Origin of the sequence: Photorhabdus temperata, assembly GCF_025384845.1 — a bacterium.
GTDB classification, from domain to species: Bacteria; Pseudomonadota; Gammaproteobacteria; order Enterobacterales; family Enterobacteriaceae; genus Photorhabdus; species Photorhabdus temperata.
In genome coordinates this window covers 16,380-27,064 of record NZ_JAJAFX010000071.1, presented here as the reverse complement: position 1 = coordinate 27,064, position 10,685 = coordinate 16,380, and the positions used below count along the sequence as shown (strand labels likewise).

The window sequence follows — 10,685 nt, the reverse complement described above, 5'->3', positions numbered from 1 at the left end:
AGTAGGGCTAAAAGGGTGAGAACGGTAATAAATAAAACAACGCCGTTCCAGCCCCATTGTAGCCAGAATATGCCGCCAAAAGTACCCGCTACACTTGAGCCGGCGTAATAACAGAAGAGATAAAGAGATGACGCCTGTGCTTTGGCCCGACGAGCGCGACGTCCAACCCAACTGCTGGCGACAGCGTGTGCGGCAAAGAAACCGGAAGTGAGTATGACCATCCCAATCATAATCATCACAGTAGAAGGCAGCATGGTAATAAGAGTACCCGTTAGCATCATACTAATCGTTACTATCAGCATTTTCCCTAGTCCATATTGACTTGTTAATCCACCCACTTTAGATGCGCTGTATGTACCGGCCAAATAGACAATGGATAACATACCGATAGTCGATTGACTAAAATGATAGGGTGAGTCTAATAAACGATAACTGATATAATTAAACATCGTAATGAAACCACCCATGAGCAAAAATGCTTCAGAAAATAATAATGGCAACCCTTTATCACGAAAATGTAATCTCAGATTTATCAATAAAGATCTAGGTTTGAGGGAACTTGGCCGAAAACGACGGGATTCAGGTAACATACGACAAAACATAATTGCAGCAATTGAGGCAAATAAGCCTAATACGATGACAGAAACCCGCCATGAGAAATGATCAGTTATCACACCTGATATTAATCGCCCACTCATTCCGCCAATAGAATTCCCGCTGATATAAAGCCCCATTGATAAAGCAACAAAGTTAGGATGAATTTCCTCACTAAGGTAAGTCATTGCAACGGCGGCTACGCCACTGAGAGATAAGCCAACCAGAGCGCGCGCAATCAGAATTCCATGCCAACTGGTCATAAATGCACTGAGTAAAGTGAAAAATGCAGCGGCAGATAGCGCGATTACCATAACATTTTTACGGCCAATGGCATCAGACAGAGGACCGGTTATCAATAATCCCAATGCCAGCATGCCAGTCGAAAGCGATAAAGATAAGCTGCTGGTGGCCGGAGAAACACCAAAATCTTCCGACAATATAGGTAAAATAGGTTGAACAAAGTAGAGCAGGGCAAATGTTGCTAACCCTACGGTAAAGAGTGACAACGTCACTCTGATATATAAAGGATCTGCTTTCTGAATATAATTTCTCTTATTTTGTTGAGTATCTTGGACAAGATGATTATCGGGAGTTGGATTTTCGCTGATGCTACGGGTGGTGCTCACATGAATTCCTTACTTAACTCATAATAAGTAACTTGCATTTTGATGTAGATCAAGCATATGAATTGCAAAATATTTTGTCTAATATATTAATCATTCATAATGATATTTATTAGATCTCAAAGGTGATTATGGCTATTGAATTACGGCACTTACGTTACTTTGTTGCAGTTGCAGAGGAATTACATTTTGGTCGCGCAGCAGAGCGGCTTAATATCTCACAACCTCCGTTAAGCCAACAAATTCAGTCACTTGAAAATAGTATAAACGCACAGTTATTAGAACGTAATAACCGGAATGTGAGATTGACTCCGGCAGGTAACATGTTTCTGGAGGAAGCTTATCAGATTCTGGCTCAGGTTGATGCCGCAGCGACAAAAGCCGCAAGAATGCAAAAAGGAGAATTAGGTGAAATATCTATCGGTTTCACCTCTACAACACCGTTTATGCATAAAGTCACTTTGAGTTTACGGCAATTCCGCGAACGATACCCGGAGGTATCTATTCATATGCATCAAATGAATACCAAGCGTCAGATTGCTCCGCTGCTGACTGGACGGTTAGATATTGGAATCATGCGTAATACGCAATTACCGGATAATCTTGAGCATCGGCTATTATTCCGTGAATCTTTTATGCTGGCTGTTTATGATGGGCACCCTTTATTAGAACATGCTCAACAGGGAATAAAGCTCGAAATGTTGGCGGGCCATCCACTGGTATTTTTTGAACGCGAAGTTGGAACTGCTTTGTATGATGAAATTGTTACGTTACTTGCCCAGGCGGGGGTGACACCGATGATTTCACAGGAAGCTGGTGAGGCAATGACTATTCTTGGTCTTGTCTCTGCTGGTCTCGGGATCAGCGTTGTGACTGAATCTTTTACCCGCATGAAAGTCGATGGTGTTCAGTATATTCCGTTAGCTGATAACCGATCTTTCTCTGAGGTTTGGTTGGTCAATCATAAAAGCCGACCGGTATCAGCCGCAGCAAACAGACTGACAAAACTACTCATATCTAATATTCTGGATGAGAAAAATAAGTAAGAATCAGCTAAATTTCGTGCTTAATATCACATATTGATTGAAAGAATGATACCTTTTGCCTAAAACATCGACATAATTAGCCGACAATTATTTTGAAGTGCAAATTAATTAAAGAGCAAAAGGGTGAGTATGGATGGACAACCGGGTCATATTGATCAAATAAAACAGACTAATATTGGTGCTGTTTATCGGTTAATTGATCAATATGGCCCAATTTCCCGTATTGAGCTATCTAAAAAAGCACAACTTGCTCCTGCCAGTATTACTAAGATTGTTCGTGAATTGGTCGATACGCACTTAGTGATGGAAACAGAATTTCTGGATTTGGGATTCAGAGGACGTCCAGCAACCGGACTGAAACTTGATTCTGAAAGCTGGCATTTTTTATGTGTCAGTATTGGCCTGGGGAATTTAATTTTGGGCCTGCGTGATCTAAGCAGCAAATTAATTGTTGAAGATGTCTTACCATTACCTGCCAGCAATAAAAAGTCCTTTTTGGACTGTATTACTGATGAGATTGACGCATTTTTCGGCCGTTATCAATCCTGCCTTGAGCGTTTGACAGCCATTAGCATTACGGTAAATGCAATTGTTGATCCGACTAAAGGTTTAATCCGTAATCTTCCTTATTATCAGGTTCAAGAATTGTCAATAGGGGAATATCTGCATCGTCGTACCGGATTACCCGTATTTCTTCAACACGAAATCACAGCCTGGACGATAGCTGAATCATTATATGGCGCAGCAAAAAATTGTAAGAATATTATTCAGATTGTTATTGATGAAAATGTTGGGGTCGGCGTTATCATTGCAGGACAAACATTACATGCAGACAATGGCAGTGTTATGGAAATAGGGCATATTCAGGTTGAACTTGATGGTGAACGTTGCGATTGCGGGAACTTGGGCTGTTTGGAGACAGTTGCAGGTATCAATCACATTTTATCCAGAGCAAAGCAGCAATTAATAACGGTACCAGATTCTTTACTTAACTGTGAGCCATTGACTGTTGAATCATTCTGTCAGGCGGCTAATAAAGGTGATACTCTGGCAATAGATATTATCCGTGATATAGGGGTAAAAATTGGTCATATTGTCGCAATTATGGTGAATTTATTTAACCCGGAAAAAATTCTGATTGGCTCTCCACTTAATGCTTCACAGCAAATTTTATATCCTGTCATTAATGAGTGTATTCAACGACATGCTTTGCCTGCTTATAGTGAACAGGTTAAGTTGGTTGCAACAGAATTCAATAATTCAGGAACATTATCTGCGGTGTCATCAGTTAAAAAGGCTTTATATGATGGTTCATTATTAGTCAATTTAATGAAGGGATAGTAGATCTGATAAACGTTCTCTGGTAGTAATATTTGCTTTATATAAATTTTTTGTTACTCAATTTATGCAATAATTAAACAAAACATTGAGCTAACGCAATCTCCCTTATAGCCGTACCCTCTAAACTTAAGTGCTCATTAACCGGATTTTATCTGTCATTATGGAAAACAGAATTTATGTTAACTCGCCTATTTGTTACGGGGACAGATACCAACATCGGTAAAACAGTTGTTACCCGTGCATTATTACAAGCTTTTAATCGTGACGGAGCAACGGCTGTAGGTTATAAACCTATAGCCACAGAAGGGTATGAAACAGAAGAAGGAATGCGTAATCGAGATGGTCTGATTTTACAAAAATCCTCTCCCGTTCAGTTTAAATATGAAGAAATTAACCCGGTTATCTGGAAAAGCAGTTACTGTGAAGAAAACCGGGTTGATTTCGACCAGATGAAACAAGGATTAAATAATCTTAGTAATAAAGCAGATTGCGTTATTATTGAAGGTAACGACGGTTGGCGTGTGTTGTTGAATGATGAAACTTTTTATTTTGATTGGGTGATTCGGGAAAAAATTCCAGTCATTTTAGTGGTAGGCATTCAACCTGGCTGTGTAAATCATTCAATTTTAACCGCACAGACGATCATAAATGATGGGTTGCAGTTAATAGGATGGGTAGCAAATAGAATTAATCCTGGTATATCACATTATGCGAAAATTATGGATAGGTTACGCCGTCACATAAATGCACCACAGTTAGGTGAAATTCCTTATATTTTACGTCCGGAAGAAAAAGATCTATCCTGCTATCTGGATATTTCCACTCTATTAAAACAAGTTGTAAAATAATCATGGGTTGAAATATTGAATGGGCAAAATAGACAAATATCTTGACTATGATGTTTGATCATTCAATAAGAAAACCTCACTTTTGAAAAAGTGAGGTTTTCCATCAATCCCAATAATTGGCGGGACAATGTCGTCATACCTTTACCTCTGGGTATTCAGCGGTAAGCAGAGAGAAATAATCTTGATAAAACACATCATATAATGCGGCCGTTTCGGGGGTTGGAATGGTGCGAGTTTCTTCATCAAGATGCACAAAATGCCGGCAAATATGGGCGAGATGCGCTTGTTTGTCTTTCTCTTCTGTCAAGGAGTCACACCACATAGCTTGAATAGCAGCACCCAGTGCGGCGGCTTCTTGATTAGTGACACAAATAACAGGTGTATTCATGATATCAGCCACAATTTGTCGCCATTTTTTGCTGCGAGCGCCGCCGCCAGTCAAACGGATCTCATTGATTTCAATCCCTTGCTTGCGAAATAATTCAATACCAAAACGTAACCCATACGTGGCGCTTTCAACTACCGCCAAAATAAAATTTTGTTGATTCATATTGCTAATATCTAAGTTATGGATACTCGCTTTGGCGTGGGGGAGTTGCGGAACACGTTCACCATTAAAAAACGGTAGCATTATCAAACCATTAGCCCCAGGTTTACTTTGGTTTAATGTGTCATTAAAAGCCTGAACATCCATATTAAATAGCTTTTGAATGGCGGTTGTCGCTGAAGTTACATTCATCGTGCAAATTAATGGTAGCCAGCCATTATTAGACGAACAGAAACCCGCAATCATTTCAGAATCAGCGACAATCGGTTTGTCAGAGTAAGTGAAGAGAGTGCCGGAAGTTCCTAAACTCATTGTCGTTATGCCAGGAACGATATTGCCCGTTCCAATCGCAGCCATCATATTATCGCCCCCGCCAGACGCAACTTTGGTTGTCGGTGAAAGCCCTAATATTTTTGCTGCTTCAGGCTTTACTGTACCAATACAAGTCTCTGCTGAAACCAATTCAGGTAGTGCATGCCAAAGACGGCCATCCGGATCAATTAACTGGACAATCTGGTTATCCCATTCGCGCTTACGGATATTCAGTAATCCCGTTCCTGAAGCATCACCATATTCGGCAACTAATCTGCCTGTTAGCCAATAATTGAGATAATCATGAGGTAATAGAACAGTACTCAATTTTTCCCATAATTCAGGATGGTATTTTTTGAACCAAAGAATTTTAGATGCGGTATAGCTTGTCTGCGGCATTAACCCGAGTTGTGCTAAAACGGCTTGCGTACCACCGAGTGCATCAATAATTTCCTGATTTTCCGCTGTAGTTTCAGTGTCACACCAGAGTTTTACAGGCGCTAAAACATGACCTTCTGCATCCAGAGGAACAAACCCGTGCTGTTGACCTGATACGGCAAGAGCGACAATTTCTGTACCAGAAATTCCTGCTTGCTCAATCGCTTGGGAAAAGGCAATTTCTAATGCTTCTATCCACCAGTGAGCCTGCTGTTCACGACGGCCGTTTGAATCGCTAATTATTGGGTGAGGTGAACTACCTTCACCCAAAATATGCGCTTTTTGGCTATCGACAATAATGACCTTAGTACTTTGTGTACCGCAATCGATACCAGCGTAGTGCGCCATGTGTTACTCCATTTCCAACATAATTTTGATATCTGTCGGACGGCCCTCAGCGGCTCGCTCGTAAGCCTGAACGCTGTTTTTGAATTTATAGGTTGCGGACAATAGGGGGGTTACATTGAGCTTGCCAGAGCTAAGTAAACGGATAGTACGAGGATACATATTTGCGTAGCGGAAAATGGTTTTGAATGTGATCTCTTTAGCTTGAGCAGAGACAATATCAAGTGGCGCCGGATCGATAGGCATACCAACCAGAACCGCTGTTCCACCCGGTGCAATGTGATCTGAAATAGTCGCAACGACGGGTTTTGCCCCACTACATTCAAATAGAATATTGACGCCATTGCCATCGGTTAATGCGTTAACTTTCTCAGCAAGTACTTTGCTATTAACAGGGTGAAGACCTGGATACTGTTTTGCAATTTCTAGTTTTTCATCAAATACATCACAAATAATGACATCGGAACAACCACCGGCTAATGCAGCCAGTGCAGTCACAATTCCGATCGTGCCGGCACCAACAACTAATGCAATATCTCCTGGTTTAATTTCTGCTTTTGTGGCTGCTTGCATACCGATAGCTAATGGCTCAACCATTGCACCTTCGGCAAAACTGACATTGTCAGGTAATTTGAACGTAAATGCTGCTGGGTGAATAACCCTTTCACGTAAGCAGCCATCAATAGGGGGAGTCGCCCAAAAACGAACTTCTGGATCTAAGTTATAAATACCTGCCCGTGATTGTGGTGATTGCAGATTAGGAATGCCAGGCTCCATACAGACCCGATCACCAATTTTTAAGTGAGTCACCTTTTTACCTACCGCTGTGATTACACCTGATGCTTCGTGCCCGAGGATCATTGGCTTTTCGACAACAAATGGCCCGATACGCCCGTATTGGTAATAATGCACATCACTGCCGCAAATTCCCACAGAATGAATTTTTATCTCAACATCATTTTCACCCAATATTTCGGTGTTTTCCCAGTCTTGAATTGAAATCTGACCCGCTTTTTCTAATACTAATGCCTTCATGATACACTCTCGCATTATAATGTTATCGATATCAATTGTTTGGGGGATATTAGAATGAAAATTATTATATTTGTGTGATGTAAGTTGAAACTTTATTAAAAATGGATGTTTTTTACGTTAATCAAAAAAGAAAGCTGTCCTATTTGTCACTTTTTTGACATGTATATTGATAATAAAATGATATTAATATTATTAGGTGGGGTTGTATATCACACGATTTATTACCAACAATAGAGGTCGAAGGCGTGTAGCCTCGACCTCTATTTATTTAGATTAAAAAGTATCTACGTAATACTTTCTCTGAATTCCGCATCTCCCCCAGAAAAACAATAAGGGTTTATTTTGTGACTGACAGGGTTGTAGATTGACTTCCTTGCCGGGTATACACAATCTTTTTGGTATTATTTTCACAATGACCAACGATCTTACTACCGGCTTGTTCGGTTTGGTCATTAGGAGTAATTTCCAATTTAAAGCCAGATTCCGGCACACCATTATGGATAATTTTCTGCGCAATCTGCTCTTTTACGCTTTCGCATGAAGCTTGTGCAGCAAGCGTAAATGGAGATACAGTAACGATCAACGCACTGAATAAAAGTGCTTTTTTCATCTTCATTATCATCACCTTATATTACGGTCTGATAGGCATACCAGTATTGCTGTCCAGGCAACGTTCGGTATTGGGTTCCCAATAAGCATTAATATTGGTACTTTTCATACATGCGTCGCGAGCATCAATCGCTTTATCGAACTTATCAAATTCCTTCTCAGTACGTTTATTAACTTTGGTACGAAGATTCTTGGTTTCATCCCATTGCTCTTTACTTTGACGGGCTGCTTCTTTACTTAGCGCAGTATCTCCGTTGCCATTTACTGTGACGCAGGTTCCTCCAGAAGAGCAGGTTGCCGCCAGTGCCGGCGCTTGCCATAACAAAGGAATTGCCAGAGCGATAGCAGGCATAGCTTTTAATATCAAAGAATTACAAAAATTCATCTTTTATCCTCTTGAAAGAGAGTGGAGCCAAATTCGATGGCACAATAAGAAATTATCAGATAGATAAATTATAAGATAACATGAAGATGTTCAACAAATTATCAAGATGAATGTGATTATATATTTCTATGCACGCTAAGCCCGGCAAATGACTGACAAACCGGCATCATTTCCAATGTATTAATGTTGACATGTGCAGGTAAGTTAGCAACCCAAAAAACAGCCTCTGCGACATCTTCGGCTGTTAATGCTTGAGTTCCATCGTAGGTTTTATTCGCTTTGTTATTGTCACCTTTAAAGCGGACTAAAGAGAACTCGGTACCGCCAACTAAACCAGGTTCTATATCAGTGACGCGGATATTTTTTCCCTGTAAATCTGCCCGTAAGCCCAGACTAAACTGTTTGACGAAAGCTTTAGTTGCGCCATAAACATTCCCACCTGAATATGGCCAATTCGCAGCGGTAGAACCGATATTAATAATGTGCCCATGGTTTCTTTCCACCATTTCAGGCAGCAGGGCACGGGTCATATTCACAACGCCTTTAGCATTGGTATCAATCATTATTTCCCAGTCACTTTGGTTAGCCAGATACGCGGGTTCTAATCCAAGCGCCAAACCTGCGTTATTAACTAAAACATCAATATTACGAAGTGACTCTGGCAATTGTTGAATAACCTGGTTGATAGCAGCCCGATCAGTGACATCAAGTTGAACAGCGTAAAAATCATCACCCAGTTCAACTTTTAATTTTTCTAATCGTGCTTTACGGCGGCCAGCTCCAATAACTTTAGCGCCATTTTGAATGAATTTTCGGGTGATCGCTTCACCAAAACCTGATGTTGCTCCTGTTACAAAGATAATCATGTAAAACCCCTTATACTGTTTTTATTGCAGTAAATGGGGTTCTACATTTTTAGTCAAGAGATCATTGAAAATTTTCAGTCATTTTCTTTTTACTCTTCCAGAAGAATCTCTGGCAGTGGGAGTTGATCATTAATAATTGCATCTGCAATTCGAATTATATCCTCATCTAATGCGCGATCGGTTACCAGAGGAGGGCTGATTTCACGTATTGCATGGTAAAATTTCGCTGTTTCAGGCGCAATTTGACTAATATTGTCACGGAGATAAATTGCCTGACAAACGATCAAAATTGTCATTGATACAATATTGCGTAATTTCTGCTCCATTTCTAAAACATCTTGTGCAGCATGTAATCCCAAACTGACAATATCCTGGTTATATTGCTCTGTAGCGAGGGTATGAATACCAGATGCAGCACAATCATGGCGGATTGCAGCAACTAAAGCAGTTTGAGAAAGCTGGACACCTTTAAAACCTTGATACATGCCGGGAGTTGGGCTAAGTGAATTGGGTAACCCACGGGAAAAACGGTTATCCATCATAAGTGCCACAATTGCATGGAGGTGATTGGCAACTAAAGCGATATCCAGTTTTAATGCATCCATTGTCCGGGCGACATATTGTCCCATAAAGTTACCGCCATGCAGAACATCGCCATTTTCTGGATCTACCAGTGGGTTATCATTCGCAGAGATAACTTCTCTCTCTAATATTTTTCGGGCTGAGGCTAAAGATTCTGGCACTATACCTAATATTTGTGGTGCACAGCGAATTGAATAAACTTCCTGTAAGGTATCATTTAGTTGGGTAACTTCCTGATGACGACAAGCTTTATTTGCTTGCTCTTTAATCCCGGATAATAAATCAACCTGAGTCGAACCTGCCAATAAATTACGTAATGCACTCGCTACTGCTTTCTGACCGGGATGATTTTTTACTTGCTGAATTCGGGCATCATAATGTTCATGAGATGCAAGTAATGCTTCAACAGCCAGGGCAATAGCAGAGATTGATGCTTTAAATAGTTTTTCCAGTTTAATAACAGCAACTGCGCTGATGCCTGACATTACCCGGGTACCATTAATAAGGGCAAGACCTTCTTTGGCTTGTAATGATAATGGCGTCAACCCGGCATGTTTAATTGCTTCAGCCGCACTAATTTCTTCTCCCATATAATACACTTTACCAATACCACATAATGCGCGTGCAATATAAGATAAGGGAACCAAATCACCGCTTGCGCCGACTGAACCATAACGAGGAACCAGAGGAACAATATCATGATTAATATGATCGGCTATCGTTTGAGCAACAATTGGCCTGGTTGCAGACCAACCTTTGCAAACGGAAAGTAACATAGTAAATTGCGACGCTTTGATACAAGTTTTGGACATAAATTCCCCAGTGCCGGCAGAAAGAAAAGTCAACAGATTTTTCTGATGCTCTGAGATTTTATCAAATGGCACAACTAAATTAGCATTTCCGCCAAACCCTGTATTAATTCCGTATATAACCTCTCCAGAATTTAATTTTTCCTCTAATTTTTCACGACCACGGCTCAAAAGCTCAATGATATCCTTTGATATTTCTACTTTTTTTTGTTTTATAGCAATATTATAGATGTCTTCCAGAGAGATAACGTTATTATTAATAATAATAGTTGGCTGAACATCTTTAGCTTTCATTTTAATCT

The 10,685-nt window shown here is 40.3% G+C and carries 10 protein-coding genes; 3 read left to right on the top strand and 7 right to left on the bottom strand.

Going from position 1 to position 10,685, the window contains the following annotated elements:
* On the bottom strand, window positions 1-1,205 hold a 1,205-nt coding region (locus LGZ99_RS20770), incomplete at its 3' end, for an MFS transporter (protein WP_262979532.1).
* 146 nt (window positions 1,206-1,351) lie between these two features.
* On the opposite strand from LGZ99_RS20770, the gene LGZ99_RS20765 reads away from it, so the two are divergent.
* From LGZ99_RS20765 to bioD, 3 genes are all read left to right on the top strand, one after another.
* A complete protein-coding gene (locus tag LGZ99_RS20765) occupies window positions 1,352-2,266 on the top strand; it encodes a LysR family transcriptional regulator (protein ID WP_023045911.1) in 915 nt (304 codons plus the stop codon).
* Window positions 2,267-2,389: 123 nt separating this feature from the next.
* On the top strand, window positions 2,390-3,607 hold the full coding sequence (mlc, locus tag LGZ99_RS20760; RefSeq protein WP_200875316.1) for a sugar metabolism global transcriptional regulator Mlc: 1,218 nt from the start codon (window positions 2,390-2,392) through the stop codon (window positions 3,605-3,607).
* Window positions 3,608-3,783: 176 nt separating this feature from the next.
* The gene (gene bioD, locus LGZ99_RS20755) at window positions 3,784-4,455 is read left to right on the top strand and encodes a dethiobiotin synthase (RefSeq protein ID WP_036841383.1); all 672 of its coding nucleotides are present in this window, start codon (window positions 3,784-3,786) and stop codon (window positions 4,453-4,455) included.
* A gap of 133 nt (window positions 4,456-4,588) precedes the next feature.
* Here bioD and xylB read toward each other — a convergent pair whose 3' ends face one another.
* From xylB to stlA, 6 genes are all read right to left on the bottom strand, one after another.
* On the bottom strand, window positions 4,589-6,100 hold the full coding sequence (gene xylB / locus LGZ99_RS20750; RefSeq protein WP_036841382.1) for a xylulokinase: 1,512 nt from the start codon (window positions 6,098-6,100) through the stop codon (window positions 4,589-4,591).
* Between the two features lie 3 nt (window positions 6,101-6,103).
* Complete coding sequence (locus LGZ99_RS20745) at window positions 6,104-7,132, bottom strand: NAD(P)-dependent alcohol dehydrogenase (protein ID WP_036841381.1); 1,029 nt, start codon at window positions 7,130-7,132, stop codon at window positions 6,104-6,106.
* A gap of 337 nt (window positions 7,133-7,469) precedes the next feature.
* Window positions 7,470-7,742, bottom strand: a complete 273-nt coding sequence (locus LGZ99_RS20740) for a DUF1161 domain-containing protein (RefSeq protein WP_036841389.1) — start codon at window positions 7,740-7,742, stop codon at window positions 7,470-7,472.
* Between the two features lie 21 nt (window positions 7,743-7,763).
* Complete coding sequence (locus LGZ99_RS20735) at window positions 7,764-8,126, bottom strand: DUF1283 family protein (RefSeq protein ID WP_021323651.1); 363 nt, start codon at window positions 8,124-8,126, stop codon at window positions 7,764-7,766.
* A 116-nt stretch (window positions 8,127-8,242) separates the two neighbouring features.
* A complete protein-coding gene (gene ydfG, locus LGZ99_RS20730) occupies window positions 8,243-8,992 on the bottom strand; it encodes a bifunctional NADP-dependent 3-hydroxy acid dehydrogenase/3-hydroxypropionate dehydrogenase YdfG (RefSeq protein WP_021323652.1) in 750 nt (249 codons plus the stop codon).
* 89 nt (window positions 8,993-9,081) lie between these two features.
* Window positions 9,082-10,677 (bottom strand): phenylalanine ammonia-lyase StlA, encoded by a 1,596-nt coding sequence (stlA, locus tag LGZ99_RS20725; RefSeq protein ID WP_051769774.1) that lies wholly within the window; start codon window positions 10,675-10,677, stop codon window positions 9,082-9,084.
* Window positions 10,678-10,685: the final 8 nt, after the last annotated feature.

Coding starts and splice junctions, on each gene's coding strand:
- LGZ99_RS20765 (WP_023045911.1), top strand. CDS start 1,352: ATGGCTATTGAATTACGGCACTTACGTTACTTTGTTGCAGTTGCAGAG.
- bioD (WP_036841383.1), top strand. CDS start 3,784: ATGTTAACTCGCCTATTTGTTACGGGGACAGATACCAACATCGGTAAA.
- xylB (WP_036841382.1), bottom strand. CDS start 6,100: ATGGCGCACTACGCTGGTATCGATTGCGGTACACAAAGTACTAAGGTC.
- LGZ99_RS20745 (WP_036841381.1), bottom strand. CDS start 7,132: ATGAAGGCATTAGTATTAGAAAAAGCGGGTCAGATTTCAATTCAAGAC.
- LGZ99_RS20740 (WP_036841389.1), bottom strand. CDS start 7,742: ATGAAAAAAGCACTTTTATTCAGTGCGTTGATCGTTACTGTATCTCCA.
- LGZ99_RS20735 (WP_021323651.1), bottom strand. CDS start 8,126: ATGAATTTTTGTAATTCTTTGATATTAAAAGCTATGCCTGCTATCGCT.
- ydfG (WP_021323652.1), bottom strand. CDS start 8,992: ATGATTATCTTTGTAACAGGAGCAACATCAGGTTTTGGTGAAGCGATC.
- stlA (WP_051769774.1), bottom strand. CDS start 10,677: ATGAAAGCTAAAGATGTTCAGCCAACTATTATTATTAATAATAACGTT.